Annotated in this window: 19 protein-coding genes and 1 other annotated feature; of the genes, 1 reads left to right on the top strand and 18 read right to left on the bottom strand. The window is 38.9% G+C overall.

The genetic code is table 11. From position 1 onward, the window contains the following. Positions 1 to 4: 4 nt before the first annotated feature. The 18 genes from JCM9152_RS17045 to JCM9152_RS16960 form a co-directional block, all read right to left on the bottom strand. Positions 5 to 646: a YrrS family protein gene (locus JCM9152_RS17045; RefSeq protein ID WP_035346547.1), complete on the bottom strand. Its 642-nt coding sequence runs from the start codon at positions 644 to 646 to the stop codon at positions 5 to 7. 489 nt (positions 647 to 1,135) lie between these two features. After that, positions 1,136 to 1,612 (bottom strand): transcription elongation factor GreA, encoded by a 477-nt coding sequence (greA, locus tag JCM9152_RS17040; RefSeq protein WP_035346545.1) that lies wholly within the window; start codon positions 1,610 to 1,612, stop codon positions 1,136 to 1,138. Between the two features lie 122 nt (positions 1,613 to 1,734). Beyond that, positions 1,735 to 2,370 carry a uridine kinase gene (udk, locus tag JCM9152_RS17035; RefSeq protein WP_035346544.1) on the bottom strand — a complete coding sequence of 212 codons (636 nt, stop codon included), beginning with the start codon at positions 2,368 to 2,370 and terminating at the stop codon, positions 1,735 to 1,737. Continuing rightward, the gene (locus tag JCM9152_RS17030; RefSeq protein ID WP_035346543.1) at positions 2,367 to 3,632 is read right to left on the bottom strand and encodes a peptidase U32 family protein; all 1,266 of its coding nucleotides are present in this window, start codon (positions 3,630 to 3,632) and stop codon (positions 2,367 to 2,369) included. Before JCM9152_RS17030 ends, udk begins: the two co-directional genes overlap by 4 nt. Before the next feature lie 21 nt (positions 3,633 to 3,653). Next, complete coding sequence (locus JCM9152_RS17025; RefSeq protein WP_035346542.1) at positions 3,654 to 4,583, bottom strand: peptidase U32 family protein; 930 nt, start codon at positions 4,581 to 4,583, stop codon at positions 3,654 to 3,656. A gap of 19 nt (positions 4,584 to 4,602) precedes the next feature. Then, on the bottom strand, positions 4,603 to 5,232 hold the full coding sequence (locus JCM9152_RS17020; protein WP_035346541.1) for an O-methyltransferase: 630 nt from the start codon (positions 5,230 to 5,232) through the stop codon (positions 4,603 to 4,605). Positions 5,233 to 5,354: 122 nt separating this feature from the next. Further along, the gene (mltG, locus tag JCM9152_RS17015) at positions 5,355 to 6,512 is read right to left on the bottom strand and encodes an endolytic transglycosylase MltG (protein ID WP_035346539.1); all 1,158 of its coding nucleotides are present in this window, start codon (positions 6,510 to 6,512) and stop codon (positions 5,355 to 5,357) included. Between the two features lie 233 nt (positions 6,513 to 6,745). After that, positions 6,746 to 7,036, bottom strand: a complete 291-nt coding sequence (locus JCM9152_RS17010; protein ID WP_035346538.1) for a DUF1292 domain-containing protein — start codon at positions 7,034 to 7,036, stop codon at positions 6,746 to 6,748. A 16-nt stretch (positions 7,037 to 7,052) separates the two neighbouring features. After that, the gene (ruvX, locus tag JCM9152_RS17005) at positions 7,053 to 7,466 is read right to left on the bottom strand and encodes a Holliday junction resolvase RuvX (protein WP_035346537.1); all 414 of its coding nucleotides are present in this window, start codon (positions 7,464 to 7,466) and stop codon (positions 7,053 to 7,055) included. Then, positions 7,463 to 7,735, bottom strand: coding sequence for an IreB family regulatory phosphoprotein (locus tag JCM9152_RS17000; protein WP_035346562.1), 273 nt, complete (start codon positions 7,733 to 7,735; stop codon positions 7,463 to 7,465). The genes ruvX and JCM9152_RS17000 overlap by 4 nt, the downstream gene beginning before the upstream one ends. 89 nt (positions 7,736 to 7,824) lie before the next feature. Further along, a complete protein-coding gene (gene alaS / locus JCM9152_RS16995; RefSeq protein WP_035346536.1) occupies positions 7,825 to 10,467 on the bottom strand; it encodes an alanine--tRNA ligase in 2,643 nt (880 codons plus the stop codon). 78 nt (positions 10,468 to 10,545) lie between these two features. Next, positions 10,546 to 10,752, bottom strand: a binding site (T-box leader). Positions 10,753 to 10,796: 44 nt separating this feature from the next. Beyond that, complete coding sequence (locus JCM9152_RS16990) at positions 10,797 to 11,864, bottom strand: AI-2E family transporter (RefSeq protein WP_035346535.1); 1,068 nt, start codon at positions 11,862 to 11,864, stop codon at positions 10,797 to 10,799. A gap of 307 nt (positions 11,865 to 12,171) precedes the next feature. Continuing rightward, positions 12,172 to 12,408, bottom strand: a complete 237-nt coding sequence (locus tag JCM9152_RS16985; RefSeq protein ID WP_035346534.1) for a hypothetical protein — start codon at positions 12,406 to 12,408, stop codon at positions 12,172 to 12,174. A 67-nt stretch (positions 12,409 to 12,475) separates the two neighbouring features. Continuing rightward, a complete protein-coding gene (locus JCM9152_RS16980) occupies positions 12,476 to 12,844 on the bottom strand; it encodes a VOC family protein (protein WP_035346533.1) in 369 nt (122 codons plus the stop codon). Positions 12,845 to 12,866: 22 nt separating this feature from the next. Further along, positions 12,867 to 13,880, bottom strand: coding sequence for a serine hydrolase domain-containing protein (locus tag JCM9152_RS16975; protein WP_035346532.1), 1,014 nt, complete (start codon positions 13,878 to 13,880; stop codon positions 12,867 to 12,869). A gap of 146 nt (positions 13,881 to 14,026) precedes the next feature. Next, entirely contained in the window at positions 14,027 to 14,545 is a 519-nt protein-coding gene (locus tag JCM9152_RS16970; RefSeq protein WP_035346531.1) for an NADPH-dependent FMN reductase, read from the bottom strand. 12 nt (positions 14,546 to 14,557) lie between these two features. Then, positions 14,558 to 15,544: an NAD(P)/FAD-dependent oxidoreductase gene (locus JCM9152_RS16965; protein ID WP_035346530.1), complete on the bottom strand. Its 987-nt coding sequence runs from the start codon at positions 15,542 to 15,544 to the stop codon at positions 14,558 to 14,560. A 62-nt stretch (positions 15,545 to 15,606) separates the two neighbouring features. Further along, on the bottom strand, positions 15,607 to 16,458 hold the full coding sequence (locus tag JCM9152_RS16960) for a pirin family protein (protein WP_035346529.1): 852 nt from the start codon (positions 16,456 to 16,458) through the stop codon (positions 15,607 to 15,609). A 139-nt stretch (positions 16,459 to 16,597) separates the two neighbouring features. On the opposite strand from JCM9152_RS16960, the gene JCM9152_RS16955 reads away from it, so the two are divergent. After that, positions 16,598 to 17,218: a helix-turn-helix transcriptional regulator gene (locus JCM9152_RS16955; protein WP_035346528.1), complete on the top strand. Its 621-nt coding sequence runs from the start codon at positions 16,598 to 16,600 to the stop codon at positions 17,216 to 17,218. The last annotated feature ends 29 nt before the right edge of the window (positions 17,219 to 17,247 follow it).

The following is a 17,247-nucleotide window of genomic DNA, read 5'->3' as shown; positions in this document are numbered from 1 at the left end:
GTTTTTAATTTCTTGTATATGGGTTGTGATCTAATTGATTTAATTGCACTGGTAACCAACCTTCACCATCTTGCCATTCCAAGAATATTTCATACGGTGTTTCGCTATTTTCATAGTTACTTACAACACCTCTTACACTTCGTTGATCCCCAGCATTTTCAATTCGCCAAACGGTCATTTCCTCTAGACTTAACCCGGATGCATAACTTAGAGCACGATCCATTTCTTGACGATTAGTCGTCCCTTCACCGAATTCAAGCCTTAATTCTGATTGGGTCGTTCCAATCGGCTCCCACTCATCCGCACTTGGACGAGAAGATCCTTCATCGACATCCACTTCTATTCCTTCTTCATCATCAAATATACCATCATTGTCTGGCTGAGAGTCTTCAGGAACAACCGGGTCTTGGACAGGTGGCTCCTCTTGCTCGTCAGGAAGTGCAGGATCTGGAACAGTCGGGTCTTGATCATCTTGCTCATTTTCCTCATCTTCAGTCGTCTCTGATTCATTTACAAGCTCACTGTCATCTTGATTAAAGATTTGTAAAGCAAAAAAGGCGATTAGCACCATGACAATGACAATTGCAATGTTATATATAATATTTATCCGTTTCTTTCTTCTTTCTTCATAACGATACGACCTCATACTACCACTCCTTTATCTTGCAGCAATACGTTCGCTAATAAGTATGACAACAAGTACACACTTTGTAAATGCACTGATTTAACTATTTTTTATAAGAAAAACGCGACTGCGTTTTTTCTTAATTGCGCTGTGCCGAGCCGTTACAATGGTTTTCAGTTATTCTGAAAATGGGGTTCTTTCAGAATAACGTGTAACGAGCGAAGCCAACGCTCTTCATGGTATGATCCCACTTGCTTTTTCGGTTCTTCTCACATGTCTTCCTCTAATATTATGCTTTCTTATCTTTCAAGAAAAATCGCGTTAACAGGAGGAATTTCATTACCATATCCAGTCGCTACAACGATACGTTCTGTCTGATCATCTTGTAACGTATAACGCCCGAGAACTCTCTCTGAACTCGGCTTCTACGTACGCTGTCATTTATACGTTTTTATTTAAAAAAGAGTTTCAAACAGGGGAAGAAACCTCTCTGCTGAAACTCCTTTCAATTTAACGAATATCGACAATCTTAACTTCCATTTCGCCACCTGGTGTGTTCACAGTCACATGATCATTCACATGCTTTCCAAGCAAACTTTGAGCCATTGGTGAATCATTGGAAATCTTACCTTCTGCCGGGTCTGATTCCGCACTACCAACGATTGCGTATTCTTCTTCCTCACCATCTGGTAATTCAATGATTGTTACAAGTTTCCCTAGCGTAACCACATTTTCATCACCTTCTTCATCTTCAATCATCACAGCATTACGAATCATCTTTTCAAGCTGAGCAATACGACCCTCAACAAAAGCCTGTTCTTCCTTCGCAGAGTCATATTCAGAGTTTTCCGAGAGATCACCGAAGCTCCGAGCAATTTTTATACGTTCAACGACTTCCTTACGTCGTTCAGTTTTCAAAAACTCGAGTTCTTCTTCTAATTTTTTCTTACCATCCATTGTCATATAATGCTTTTTTTCTTCTGCCACGTCGTTCACTCCTCAATATCCTTCAAAAATAAAATTAACATAATGGCTGTTCAACCATACTTATGTAAGAGAAACGTTCAATATACAAATTTCATGAAATCCCTTACATGTACTCTATCCTATTACAAAATGGCTTTTCCTTCAATAATTGCCTGAATTTTTGTTGCAATTAGATCGATCGCAACCTGATTTTGCCCACCTTCTGGAACGATAATATCTGCATATCGCTTTGTCGGTTCAACAAATTGTAAATGCATCGGTCGTACAATAGACGTATATTGTTCAATAACAGATTCAATTGTCCGACCGCGATCGTCAACATCACGTACGAGACGACGGATAAAACGAATGTCCGCATCTGCATCAACAAACACTTTAATGTCCATCAAATCCCGCAACCGCTTATCTTCTAAAATCAGAATTCCTTCTAAAATAATGACATCCTTCGCAGAAATCGGTATAAATTCATGGGATCGTGTATGCTTTACATAGTCATAAACCGGCTTTGACACCGTCTTTCTTTCAAGTAAGCGATGTAAATGCTCTAACAACAGCTCCGTATCAAATGCAAGTGGATGATCATAGTTCGTCTTCAGTCGTTCATCGATAGATAAATGACTTTGATCTCTATAATACGCATCTTGCTCAATTAATACAATCGATTGCTTGTTAAAATGACGATAGATCTCATGGGCTACCGTTGTTTTACCCGATCCTGTTCCTCCCGCAACCCCGATAATGATCGGCTTAGTGATCATTTCCGAACCTCTTTACGCATCATATTCATAGGATGTAAAGGTTGATCCACCTTAAAGCGAACAACTTGTAATGGATGTCGTGCTGCATCTAACTCGTGACCATCCTCATCCCAAATCGTATCAATAGATTGGACAAAATTATCTATCTCTGGTCCGAAAAATTCAACTTCATCTCCTGGACGGAAATGGTTTCGTTGCTGCATCGTCACAATCGACGTTTTTGGATCATAATCAAGCACAAAGCCGATAAAATCAAAATTCGTACGTTTTGGATGATTTCCATACATTTGCTCTTCAAATGTCGGTGTTCCTTCAAAAAACTGTGGAGCAAAATCTCGATTGGCACATTTATCTAATTCATCTAACCAGGCTTTATCAATCTTGAAGTTTTCTGGGTCCTCACAATAAGCGTCGATTACTTTTCGATAAACACTCGTTACTGTCGCTACATAGTGAATGGACTTCATTCTACCTTCGACCTTAAGGCAATCAATTCCTGCTTCGATCACTTTTGGAATTGATTGTAATAAATTTAAATCTTTCGGACTCATCGTATATTGAGGGTCCTGTTCACTAAAGAGCGCTTGATCACCATTCTCGTTCAATTCAAATAAGTCATATTCCCAACGACACGATTGGCAACAACCTCCACGATTAGAATCACGTGCTGTCATATGATTACTTAATACACAGCGACCAGAATAAGCAATACACATCGCTCCGTGGACAAAGGCTTCTATTTCAATATCGACATGCTTTTTCATTTCAAGCATTTCTTCGAGTCCTACTTCTCGTGCTAAAACAACACGATGAAGTCCTTCTTCCTTCCAATACTTCACCGCTAACCAGTTCGACAATGATTGTTGTGTGCTTAAATGCACCTCCACCTTTGGAGCGACTTTTTTACACGTTTCAATAATGAGAGGATCTGCCACAATAATACCTGTTATTCCAACTTCCTGAAGGCTTTGTAAATATTCCTCAAGTCCATCGATATTTTCATTGTGTGCAAAAATATTCGTTGTTACGTAAATTTTAGCTCCATAACGGTTAGCGAATTCCACCCCTTCACGCATTTCATCAATCGTGAAGTTTCCAGCATTCGACCGTAAGCCGAATTCCTGACCACCAATAAATACCGCATCTGCCCCATAATGAACAGCGACTTTTAATTTTTCTAAATCACCAGCAGGTGCTAGAAGTTCTGGTTTTTTTGTAATAACGCGTTTTGCTTTTCTTGTTTCCTCTACGGTTACAGTCATCTTCTGTTCCTCCCTCCTTCTTTAGTACACCGTTTCCTTGAAAAAGAAGCCTGTATCGAGCTTACGATGTTTCGGTTGTAGCTCTTCTAATTGGTCGATATACCATTCTTTTTTCTCTTCATATTGTTCACGATTTGTTGTACAGAGGTCTATCGCGTCACGATAAAGCTTCGTAACTTCTTCCATATATTCAGTCGACTTTAATACACCATCGATTTTAAAGCTATCAATTTGAGCATCAATCATTTCCTCGAGCTCATCAATAATGGCTATATCATTCGGACTCATAATATGTGTTCCATTTTCATCTTCAAATATAGGATAGCGAGCTTCGCGCTCCGGATCAAACAAATATAATTGTCGCTCCTTCCCACGTCGCTCCACTTCTAAATTCTTCCCTTGAAATTCCATATAGTTCCCTATTAATGTTCGTTTCGATTGGAACATACAGGTCATTCCATGAACTTGAACTTCTACTGCTACTTCAGCGTGTTCTTTAATCTCAATAATGGCATCCATGCTGAGCTCACGAGCTAAAACCGCTCTCGTAGCTCCTCTTTTTCCCCAATAGTTCGCTGTAAACCAATTTGTCGCTGTCGTCTCTGTATTCCAATGTAACGGCATTTTAGGTGAAACCTCGCGAACAGTCATCACAACAGCTGGATCACCAAATATGATTGCATCTATTTCTACTTCATTTAAAAAAGCCACATATTCTGCCAACTCTTCTACTTTGTCATTGTGGAAGAGAGCATTCATTGCTACGTATATTTTTTTATTTTGTTTATGGGCAAGCTCAACTGCTTGTTTAATATCATTTCGCGTAAATTCACCAGCAAGACGTAATCCATAACGTTCTTCGCCTATAATTGCCGCATCAGCTCCAGCGTTAAATAAACGTTCAAGTGCATTAAGATCCTTTGGTGTTACAAGTAATTCAGGCTTTTTCACCGTCCTACTCTCCTTTTTACTATCGTTTTATACTAATCGCTAATCCGTCCCCAACTGGCACAATTCTCGTATCATAACGAGGGTGCGCCATTAACCAAGAATTATACGTTTTTATTTTCTCTGTTAAATTCCGCAACCTCTTTGATTCAACCTCAGCCTCTGCAACTAAACCACGAAAAAGAACATTATCAGAAAAGATCACACCGCCACGCTTTACATATGGTTCGTATAGTTCAAAGAAGCGTTGATATTGGCCTTTAGCAGCATCAATAAATAATACATCAAAATGGGGCGAAGATTCAAGTTTTTCAACAAGATTCATTGCGTCTCCGAACCAAACATGAATTTTGCTCTCTAACTCAACACGTTGAATATTTTCAAGCGCTTGTTCATATCGCTGCTCATCTCGTTCCATTGTCACAATCGTCGCTCCAGTCGCTTGACTCATCCGAATAGCTGAATACCCGATAGCTGTGCCAATTTCTAAAATATTCTCTGGCTGAATTAGCTTTAATTGTTGAAGTAAGAACTCCATCCCAATAATATCCATAATCGGGACGTGATCTCGTTCAGCTTGTCGCTCCATTTCTTCTACAATTAAACCTCGGCTTGGAATTAACGATTTCACATAAGTCTCAAGCTGTTCCATCTTCTACCTCCTTCTTGTTCATATGGAAAAGAGGGTGTGTCAATGACACCTCCCCCTCATAATTGAAGTCACTGGAAGGGCACCGAAAAAGTTAAAACCAAACTTTTTCAGTGCCCTTTTTATTACTCTTCATCCTCTTGTTCTGCTTCTTCAGCCGCTTCAATCCACTCATGACGATAACGATCTCGATTTGCTAAGTGCTCTTCATACGTATCCGTATACAGAACTTCTCCATTAACTCGCGCGTAGAAATAAAGATCGCCTGTTATTTCGGGACGAACTACAGCTTCTATCGAATCCTGTCCTGGTCCAGCAATTGGACCAATTGGAATTCCATCTACAACATACGTATTATATGGAGAGTCAATCTGTGTGTTAGCATATGAAGTCATATATAAATGCTCACCTATTGCATAAGCGGTAGTCGGATCGACTTGTAGTTTCATTCCACGCTCTAAACGCGTATAAAGGACACCTGAAATCTTATAACGATCTTCAGACTTCTGTGCTTCTCGCTCAATAATTGATGCTAATGTCAATACTTCATGCGGTGTTAATTCAAGCTCGTCCATCTCTTCTTCAAGGTTAGTTAAAATCGCCTGTGTTCTACTTAGCATCGCTTCGACGATTTCCTCAATAGAAGGATTTTTAACCATGAAATCATACCTTGCTGGAAATAGGTAACCTTCTAACGGATAACGAATATCATCATCTAAAACAACCTCAGTTAGCATATCATACCGTTCAATAAGCGATTCTACATAGTCTCTATCATGGATAACCGCTTCAAGCTCCTCAACCGTATGATCCGTTTCATTTGCGATAGCTTCAATCATATGCTCAAGCCATAACCCTTCAGGAATAGTGAATTGCAATTCTGGGTCTTGCATAACCGTTCCGTCTTTTAAAGATTCAATAATTTCGTCCATTGTCATGCCTGTATGAAGACGATAATCCCCCGCTTGGAATCCAGACTCATTTTTATATCGGACATAATAACGAAAGACAGTCCCATTTCGAACAAGCCCTTCCTCTTCTAAAATCGTTCCAATATGATTTGAAGTTGAACCAATCGGAATGGTAATCTCAATTTCTTCTGGTGAATCTTCATCAACTGGAGATAGAGCATTTGTTATATATGAATACGCACTAAATCCTGCGATCGTTCCAAGAATAATTAAGCCAAGAAACGTAAAAAAGACAATTCTTCTTACGATCCGAGCTTGTGTCGCTCTTTCATGATACAAGGAATTTCTCTGTTTATCGTTGGAATTAGACATTATTCCCCTCCTTCCACCGTATCATTATACTATATTTTTCAAATATGTCAGCAATAAAAACAATGAAAGTTTATTTTTATGTGGAAATTATGTGAAACACCGTTTGTACTTTCATACGATTTAAAACGTTACATATAAAACAACATGTTATTACTCTGCTTACTCTTTCTTTAACCTTACAAAAAGGTATTTCGGCAGGCGTAGACTACCGAAATACCTCATAGGCCTTGTCATTATTCTTGATCTTCGCTAAATGTATTCAACATTTCTTCAACCATTTCCCACTCTTGATCGGTTTCTAACGGAAACAGAGCGATATCGTTTTCTTCACCTTCGCGATCTTCAAAACGAAAAGCGAATACCTCGACCTCTTCATCCTCATCTTCTTGATCAGAGCCCACAGGAGTTAATAAGATATATGATTGATCCGTTTCATCGACATGAAAACGAAATAATTCATCAAATAAATGCTCATCCCCATTTTCGTCGGGAATGACAATGCGTTCTTTTTCTTCGTTTGCCATAAGACACCTCATTCATTTATTTATGATCCAAATAGCCTTGTAAAATCATTACAGCAGCCATTTTATCGATCACTTTCTTACGTTTTTTTCGACTTACATCAGCTGAAATAAGCATTTTCTCTGCTGCAACCGTCGTTAATCGTTCATCCCAAAATGTTATATCACAAGTGACAAACCCTTGAAGTTGCTCAGCAAATTCCTTGCTTCGTTCACCACTTGGACCAATTGAACCATTCATATTTTTAGGTAATCCTATGACAATATGGCTTACACTATGCTCTTTAACAAGGTTAGCTATCTTTTCCATATCTTCAGAAGGATTGTCTTCATTTCGTCTAATGGTTTCCAGACCTTGGGCTGTCCAACCTAGCTCATCACTAAGGGCAATTCCAACTGTTTTCGTACCCACATCTAATCCTAATGCTCTCATCCAATCTCCTTTTGGTGTTGTGCGAGATAGGATTTCACCAATTCTTCAATTAATTCATCCCGTTCTAGCTTGCGAATGAGCGTACGAGCATCCTTATGACGAGGAATGTACGCAGGATCTCCTGACAGTAAGTAGCCAACAATTTGGTTGATTGGGTTATAACCTTTTTCCTCAAGTGATCCATACACAGAAAGAAGCACTTCTTGTACATCCACATCAACCGAATCATCCTGAAAATCAAATTGCATCGTTTTGTCCATAGAGCTCATCACACACACCTCTTTCATTCATTGCTAGTCTCCTTCTTCCCTTAAAAGCTAGCTTGTCTTTATTTCCATTGTACACCAAAATGATCCATTTAGGAAATTGTATTTACGTAATCTTGAACAAAGGCAAGTGCCTTTTCTAATTCCTCTGGCTTCTTTCCACCTGCTTGCGCCATATCAGGACGTCCACCACCTCCGCCTCCACAACGTGTTGCTACTTCCTTTACAAGCTTACCGGCATGGTAACCAGATTCAAGCAAATCTTTTGTCACACCAGCTACAATGTTTACTTTTTCACCTGATACAGCAGCTAATACAATGACACCAGAAGACAAGTCTTGCTTTAATTTATCGACAATTGCTCGTAATGCATCCATATCACCAGCATTCACTTTTTTCGCAAGTACTTTTACTCCATTAATTTCAACAGCATCATCAATTAGGCTTCCAGCTTCCATGTTACCCAATTTTGCCATTAAAGATTCATTTTCACGCTGAACTTCTTTTAATTGTTGATTTAAAGACTCCACTCGTTGTGGAACTTCCTCTACTCGTTTCGCTTTCAGGATAGAAGCAGCGTCTTGTAAAACTCGTAGTTGACTGCTCATTTGCTCATAAGCTCCTTGTGCTGTTACCGCTTCTATTCGACGCACACCTGCACCAATTCCTGATTCGCTTACAAGCTTACACAAGCCAATTTCAGCTGTATTTCGAACATGACAGCCACCACAAAGCTCCAAACTATATTCGCCAACTCTCACAACACGTACTGTTTCTCCATATTTCTCACCAAAGAGCGCCATTGCTCCCATAGCTTTTGCTTCATCAAGTTTCTTTATTATTATATTGACATCGGTCGCTTCCCAAATTTGTTGATTGACAATCGCTTCAATTCGACTTAATTCTTCTTTCGTCACTTGACCAAAATGAGAGAAATCGAATCGAAGTCTATCAGCGGACACGAGGGACCCAGCTTGATTCACATGCTCACCTAGAACATCCTTTAATGCTTGATGAAGCAGATGAGTCGCCGTATGATTTTTCACTATCGCTTTTCTACTCGGAGCATTTACTTCAGCGGTAGCCTTTGCTCCTACTCGCATAACACCCTCTTTTATTATGATTGTATGAAGATGCTGACCATTAGGCGCTTTCTTTACATTCTGAACTTCAGCTACGAATCCTTTACCGCTAATCGTACCGATATCCGCGATTTGCCCACCGCTTTCAGCATAGAATGGTGTTTTGCTTAGAATCATTTGCACTTGTTCTTGTTCGTGTGCTTCTTTTACAACTTCTTTATTAGAAATGATCACTTCAATCGTTGCCTGTTCAACCTTCAGCTCATCATATCCAACGAACACACTTTCAGCAGTAATCTGTCCAAGCACTTCATCCTGAACTTGCATTGAGCCTGCTTCTTGTCTCGCTGAACGAGCACGTGAACGTTGACCTTCCATTTCCTCTTCAAAGCCTTCACGGTCGATTGTTAAACCTTGTTCTTCCACGTATTCTTCTGTCAAATCGACAGGAAATCCATACGTATCATAAAGTCGAAAAACATCAACACCAGAAATTACCTTCTCATCATTTTCCTTTGCCTCGTCAAGCACCTTATTTAAAATAGCTAGTCCTTCATGAAGTGTTTCATGGAATCTCTCTTCTTCATTTTTCATGACTTTTTGCACAAATTCTGTCTTCTCTTTTACCTCTGGATAGAAATCGACCATAATTTCACCAACAACCGGAACGAGTTCATACATAAATGGACGGTCAATCCCAATCAGCTTTGCATATCGAACAGCTCGACGTAAAAGACGGCGTAATACATACCCACGCCCCTCATTGGAAGGCAAAGCACCATCCGTTACGGCAAATGTCACTGTTCGTACATGATCAGCTATCACTTTAAAGGCAACATCAATTTCAACATCTTGGCCATATGATTTTCCGGAAATAGGCTCCGTTGCCTTAATAATCGGCATAAATAAGTCCGTTTCAAAGTTTGTTGGAACATCTTGGATAACGGACACCATACGTTCAAGCCCCATACCTGTATCTATGTTTTTCTTAGGCAGTGGTGTGTATGTACCGTCTGGATTATGGTTAAATTGCGAGAATACTAAATTCCATACTTCAAGATATCGATCGTTTTCACCACCAGGATAAAGCTCTGGATCAGTCTCATCATCGCCATATGCTACGCCACGATCATAGAATATTTCCGTATTCGGACCACTTGGGCCTTCACCAATATCCCAGAAATTCCCCTCTAAACGAATAATTCGTTCAGCTGGAAGCCCGATTTTTGATTGCCAATATTCATAAGCTTCGTGATCCTCAGGATGTACCGTTACTGATAATTTTTCAGGATCAAACCCAATCCATTGATCACTCGTTAGAAACTCCCATGCCCACTCAATCGCTTCTTCCTTGAAGTAATCTCCAATTGAGAAGTTCCCAAGCATTTCAAAGAACGTATGATGCCTAGCGGTCTTTCCTACGTTTTCAATATCATTTGTACGAATCGATTTTTGCGCATTTGTAATACGGGGATTATCCGGAATTACCCGACCATCAAAGTACTTCTTTAAGGTAGCAACACCACTATTAATCCATAATAAAGTCGGATCATCATGTGGAACGAGTGAAGCACTTGGTTCAATATCGTGCCCTTTTTCTTTAAAAAAATCTAAAAACATTTGTCTAACTTGTGCAGATGTTAAATGTTTCATCTTCATCGACTCCTTTACATGTAATCGGGTATACCAAATTCTAGCAACGCTCATAGAAAAAAGCCCTCACTCCCTCAATAAAGGGACGAGAGCTTGTTCACGCGGTACCACCCTAATTATAGACATTCGTCTATCTCTTTCATACCTTAACGCGGGTTAACGGTAGCGATTAGCTACACTCAGGATTAGCGTTCTGAAGCCCTTCACTTAGTTCACCTTCCAGCCTCGGGCAAACCTCTCTATACAAGTGGAACTGCTCCATACTCGTTCCTTCAACGTTTTCATCTGTTCATTTCGCTCCTTTATTATAAAAATGTAACAAGCAAATGTCAACGTGCGAGACGATATGAACGTATGTGTAAAAAAACCACCTTACCTACCGCCAATAATGGTACAGCCAATAGCATACCTAAAAAACCTCCAATTTCTACCCCAACTAATAAAGCTAAAATAATTAATACTGGATGCAGGTGTATACTCTTTCCAACAATAACTGGTGATAGAATGTTACTTTCTAGCTGTTGTATAATAAATAATAAAAGAATCGTAAATAATCCAAGCTGCCACGATTCAAGAAAGCTAACAATGACAGCAGGAGCCGCACCTATGTACGGACCAAAAAAAGGAATTAAATCAAGTGCTCCGATAAAAACACCGAGAAGGATCGGATATGGTACACCTAACAGCCAAAGACCGAGAGTTGACATGACTCCTACTAGTAACGATACGAGTAATTGTCCTCGTATAAATCCCCCGATCGCTTGGTCGACATCCTTTATAAAGCGGTGCAAAGGTTTTCGCCATCTTCGAGGTGTCACATACCAGCAAACCTTCTGAATTTGACCATAATCTTTCAATAAATAAAAAACTAAAAACGGAATCACAATTAAAGCGAAAAAAGAGGTCACTAAAAAGAGAAACACGGCTTCCACTTGACTAAAAATATGCTCACCTAATCGAATTAATTGATCTTTCCAGTTTTCCACCTGAAGCTGAATGGGCTCTGGTAAACTATGGAGCTGGTGGTCCACTTCATTAGTTGCTTGCTCAATCATTTGCACTTGCTCAGGTACAACTTCAACAAAATGTTCAATTTGCTTTTTCAATTCTGGAAATCCAATCATCGCAATAAGTGCAAACAGGCCTATCATTAAAAGAAAAAGGAGCAAGACAGCTACGGCTCTTGACATCCCTACTTCATGAAGTTTCTCCACTATTGGGTGAAGCAAATAAGCAATCAACACCGATACACCAAGTGGTAATACTAATGCCTTGAAAATAGCGCTAAAAGGAGCAAAAATAGGCGTAATCTGAATAAAAACAAAAATAATGAGAGCAATGATTAAAATAAGAGCAGAACGATATAGCCATCTAAACCATTTGTTGTTATTCTCCACCTCTCTCACCTCTGTCTTTAGTATGACCAATTTAAATAGAATCATCATGAACGTAGTATAGAAAATGTTTTTCGTGTTACTGTGGGAAAGGATATTAAGGTCTTTAGGAGATTATCATAAAATAAAAAAAGCCGTCGTATACGAGAACGACTCGGCTTCCTTCAAGAAGGCTGTATTCGAAATAGTCATTATTTACACAATACATATATGCATATTATGATTGATCGGTTATGAAAAGATAAATGGATGAGTCATCATCATAAAGAATGATAACTGATCCAATAGCTGAAACTTTCCAAGGCTCAAATCAGCTATTCCTCTTCTTTAGCTCATTCAAACCTTTGACCTCTTCTACGTAATTTTCATATGCTTGTTCAACTTGATCCTTTCGTTTTAAATGAAGTTCTTTAGAAATAACCTTTAATACGTATAAAATCCGTAACAAACAAGAAAAAATGACGACAAATGCAAATCCAACTGCAACCAATGGATCTACAAACAATAAAATAATACATACAAATAGACACACGGCTAAAAGATACACACTATAACCTCTTCTCTAGAGGACACCGCAAATGTTGAAAACCAAACGTATTCAGTGCCTTTCTTCTCTATTTCTCATTTTCTTTAATAAATTCCATTCGATTCCCAAACGGATCACGACATTCAAATCGCTCATATCCTGGGATAGGAACGGATTCAATAATCTCGATTCCTAACATATTCAACCTTTGCTTCCAATAATCTAAATCGGTCACTTCATAGGCAATATGAGCCTTCGTCTGTAACCGATCAAGTCCTTCTTCTGTCCCAACATGTACTTGACGGTGACCAAGCTTTAGCCAAAATCCTCCTCTTCCTTGTAATGACGCCGGCTTTTCCATTTCCTCTATCCCTAATTCTTCACAATAGAAAGCTCTGCCTGCCTCTTCTTCCCCTTTAGGAATCGTTATTTGGACATGATGTACTCCTTTGATCATTATCACTCACTCCTCTAATCGTTCATTTCCATTCCTTTTCAATGACTTCTAATATATCATGAGGACCACTCGATTTATTAGAAGTGATAACAACTATACAATCCCTTTCAGGATAATAAGCCGATGCAAAGCTTACACCAGGATCATAGCCCATAACATGATACTTACGTCCAAGAGCAGTGCTCTCCTCAATCCATACACCATAACCATAACAGCCACCTTGACCTGTTTGTACGTGAGAGGTAAACAACAACCCCGTCATCGTTTCACTTAATAAGTTATGTTCACGTACAGCCTGCCAAAGATTAATCATATTACTAGTAGTAATAAAAGCCCCTCCATCTGCTCCACCAATGATCGGTAAAGAATATAGATTTGTTCTCCACATTCCATTTGCTTCGTCAATATAACCTAGCGCTGTATTGTTTGGTAGTCGATCTAGTGAATAATAACCTGATTTATCCATGTTACAACGTTTAAAAATATGTTCCTCCACATAACTTGTGACACTCATTCCTGATAACTGTTCAATGACTAATCCTAACAAGAGAAAGCCCGTATTATTATAATGAAATCTCTCACCTGGAGAAAACTTCATTTTCCCATTTTGAAATAACGGTAAAAAGTCACGAGTGTTTTTCATCAGATACATTGGTATTTCCTTCCAAATATCCTCAAAATCATCCATAACCTCTTCATCAAAATAATCGGGTACACCAGAGCTATGTGTTAATAAATGATGTACGGTAATCTCTTCTGAAAAATTCGGAAAAGGAACAGACAAGCAATCCTTCAATTTCGTATGAAACGTTAGTTTCCCTTGTTCAACTAATTGACAAATGGCAATTGCTGTAAATAGTTTGCAACCAGAAGCAATGCCGAAACGTGTGTCGATGTTATTTTCTAATTTCTCTGATCGATTCGCATAACCGTATGCTTTATGTAGGATCAACTGCCCATTTTGAACAAGATGTGCGACCCCCGAGAAGTTCATTTCCTCACTCTTACTACTAATTCTTTTCTCTAATGCACTCATCTCGAATGCCTCCTCTCTTCATCTTTCACTATAATCTATTCTACACTTACCATAAAGTCCCTTTATCCAGTTACTCTCTTTCTAGATAAATATAAAAGACGTCACAAGCAAATCCATTTATGCCTGTGACGTTTCACACATACTATTTATTGTTGTACAATCGCTTCTGCTAACACATCCATACGAGTTAATACTTCTTGATCGACAATTTCATTATTCTCATTAAAGCTTCCATTTACAGCAAACACTTGCGTATTCGGTACGGTAGCTTTCAAAAATTGCAGGATTGGTTTTAACTGATACTCAGCAACAAGAAAATGACGCTCTGACCCTGCAGTAGTAACGATGCCAGTAACTTTCGATTGAAACACTCCCATCGGCAAGTGATCAAATAGGTTTTTTAACACACCAGAAATAGAAGCCTGATAAATTGGTGTTCCGAAAATAAGTGCATCCGCGGCAATAATCTTCTCGACAACGTTCTGTGTATCATCGTTATACGCTTCTAGTGGCAAGCCTCGTACCCAATCAACCTCATACTCCTTTAAATCAATTAACTCCGTTTCGACAACTGGGCTTTTCCTTTTAACAGCTTCTAATACTTCATTAACAACTTTTACTGTTTTCGATCCAATCATTGAACCAGATACACCAACTATTTTCATTCTCATGACCTCCTATTTAAATACACTCGTACTATGCAACGGTTGAACTCTTGAAGCTGGGTCAATATACGATTTTGCATGATTTATCGCAATCGGTGCTTCTCCTAAACCAACCGCAATTAGTTTCACCTTTCCTTCATAGTTTACAATGTCACCTGCTGCAAATATACCCTTAATATTGGTCTCCATTTTCGAGTTGACGATAATCGATTGACGATCCATTTCTAATCCCCAGCTTTTAATCGGACCAAGAGAAGAAATATTCCCATAATTGACGATGATATGATCAGTATTAACCACCTCTTCATCTCCATTTTTATGCGCAATCACCACTTGTCGAAGCGTATCTCCCTCACCAACTAATCGTTTGATAGCAAATGGTGTTTTTATATGTACCGTAGATGCTTTTAACTCGTTGACGCTACTTTCATGGGCTTTGAAATCATTTCGACGATGGCATAATGTAACATGTGATGCAACATTCTCAAGCATGAGAGACCAATCAACAGCTGAATCACCACCACCACAAACAAGAACTCTCTGCCCTTTAAAATAATGTAAATCTTTTACTGAATAATGCAAGCTCTTACCTTCATACAATTCTTCGCCTTCTACCTTTAACTTACGAGGTTCAAATGCACCTATTCCTCCAGTAATTAAAATGGTTTTCGATATGTGCTGTCCTTGATTTGTCGTTAATGTAAACACGCCCTCACGTTTCTCCACATGTAAAACTGTTTCATTTAAACAAATCGTTGGTTGGGCAAAAGCAGCTTGCTCCTCTAAATTCTTAATAAAATCCTTTCCGAGCACTTTCGGAAAACCGCCAACATCATAAATATATTTATCTGGGTATAATTCGCCCACTTGGCCACCAAGTTGACCTAAACTATCAATAATTTTCACTTTTAAGTCCCGCATCCCAGCATAAAAAGTTGCAAATAATCCCGTAGGCCCTCCACCAATAATCGTTACATCATATAACTCTTTCTCGTTCATTTATATTCTCCCCCATCCATTTATTATCTTTTTACATGATAAAGTATAAAAACTAACCATCACTACTTAGCTGCCGGACCGAATTTCCCAGTACGATAATCATGATAGGCATCTTTAATTTCCTCTTCTGAATTCATGACAAACGGGCCATAGGGAACGATTGTCTCTTTAATTGGTTCTCCAGAATACATTAAAAGCTTTACTCGACGTGAACGAGCAACTATTGAGCAGTTATCGAGACTCAAGCTAGCTTGGTCAGTCATCGTTAACGTTGCAACATCATGCTTTTTTAGCACTGTATGCTCATCACCTAGTTCAAGTTCGCCTGAGAGGACATACACAAATGCATGATGAGTGACAGGTAGTTGATGTTGATAGCTCGCTCCTTCTTCTAAATTAACCTCAGCTATTGTTATTGGAACCATTGACTGAAGTGGCCCAATGATATCTCCAAATTGCCCTGCGAATATTTTAACAAACCCCCGATCTATCTCAATAGTAGGAGTAGCTTCTGAATAAACATTTTGATAATAAGGCTTAGAGAATTTTTTCTCCCTCGGCAAGTTTAACCACAGCTGTAACGTATGGGCAATATCATCGCTAACAGCTTCCTCTGCATGTCGTGCACCAGAGCCTGCATTCATATATTGCACATCACCCGGTTCAAGAATTTCACGATTCCCACTATTATCAATATGCTCTAACCGACCATCGACGACATATGTAATCGTCTGAAAGCCTCGATGAGGATGATCTGAGAAGGCCCCTCTTTTAAACCAATCCTCAGCCATTATGATAAATGGGTCAAACTCTTCATACTTCCCACTCGGTAGCACCCAGCCTTTTTGAATAAAAGGAAAGCTCATCTCCTCATACTTAACGGTCCATTTGTTTTTAACACGGCGTTGATTCATTTCTCTCACCTCTTACTTTCTATACATTTTAGTTTAAAAAGTATATAATGGTATTACATCATAATCCACCATATTTTGCAAAGCATTTAACTTACTTATCATCCATTCATATATTTTTATATAAAGAGGAGAGACATACATGCACACAACAAAAGACAAACTATTAGAACTTCTCAAAAAACACGGATCATTGTCTGTTCAAAACTTAACAGCCTCATTAAATATCACACATATGGCAGTTCGAAAGCATATACTTTCACTTGAGAAAGATGGACTCATAGAAGGAAGAGAAGTTAGGCAAGCGGTCGGTCGTCCGCAACAAAGATTCTCTTTAACTAGCAAAGGTGAGCGACTTTTTCCAAGAAATTACGAAGGGATTAGTGTTGAATTTTTACAGGATATTGAGGAGTTACATGGTTACGAGGCCATTCACACTTTGTTTAAAAAAAGAGAGCAGCGTTTAACGAAAAGTTATAAACAACGACTAGTTCAAACAAATTTTGATGAAAAAATAACAGAGCTTACTAATATACAAAATGAGAAGGGCTACATGGCTGAGCTTCAAAAAATAAACGACGGAACGTACGAATTAACAGAATATAATTGTCCTATTTTAGCCATTGCATCTGATTACAAAGACGCTTGTTCGTGTGAAACCGAAATGTTTAAGCAAGTGCTTGAAACAAATATGGTTGATCGAATTTCCTGTCAATCAGATGGTGAGCCACACTGTAAATTCTTAATACAAAAAAACGCCTAGTAGCTCCTACTACAAAAACACCTTCATTC

The sequence above is a fragment of the Halalkalibacter hemicellulosilyticusJCM 9152 genome (genome assembly GCF_000513115.1).
Lineage (GTDB): Bacteria > Bacillota > Bacilli > Bacillales > Bacillaceae_D > Halalkalibacter > Halalkalibacter hemicellulosilyticus.
The sequence above is the reverse complement of the archived record's forward strand: the minus strand, read 5'-3'. Positions and strand labels throughout refer to the sequence as shown.